The 502-nt window shown below is 34.1% G+C and carries 1 protein-coding gene; it reads left to right on the forward strand.

The window, feature by feature from the left end; all coding sequences use genetic code 11:
- Window positions 1-216, forward strand: a 216-nt coding sequence (locus tag L691_RS33100; protein WP_036737760.1) for a hypothetical protein, incomplete at its 5' end; no start/stop codon positions are given.
- Window positions 217-502: the final 286 nt, after the last annotated feature.

The following is a 502-nucleotide window of genomic DNA, read 5'->3' on the forward strand; positions in this document are numbered from 1 at the left end:
ATTTCTGTGTCTACTATCTTGACAGAGGTCCATAATGAGTCCATAACCTTTAGAGGAGACAGCAGGGTAATTGATTATGATAGAAATATTTTAGTCAATGCAGGACAAGAAGAAAAACTGATCACAGTAGAAATAAATGAAGAACATACGATTCGTAAAGACTTGGAAGATTGCAAGGATTTGATTGCGGAGGTTAAAAAGCATAAATACTACTAGGGGAGGACTTATTTCCAACATATCCATCACTTACACTTCCAGAATAATGGTAATTAGCGGATTATTTTTTATTTACTATGTTATTATAATTTTGTAGTTTTCTTCATAACCTTTTTTTCTTTTCCTCCAGATTTGGGTAGTCTGGGGGCTTTTTTTGTTTTAAACTTCTAAACGAGTTTTCTGGAGGATAGTAGGGCAATATTGGCTCAGTTAGAGAATGAACCCCAAAATATTAAGTGAAGTTAGACTCAATAGTAGACACAGAATATACTGAAAGGAACAGCGA

This window comes from Paenibacillus zanthoxyli JH29 (assembly GCF_000520715.1).
In the GTDB taxonomy this organism is placed as follows: domain Bacteria; phylum Bacillota; class Bacilli; order Paenibacillales; family Paenibacillaceae; genus Paenibacillus_AQ; species Paenibacillus_AQ zanthoxyli.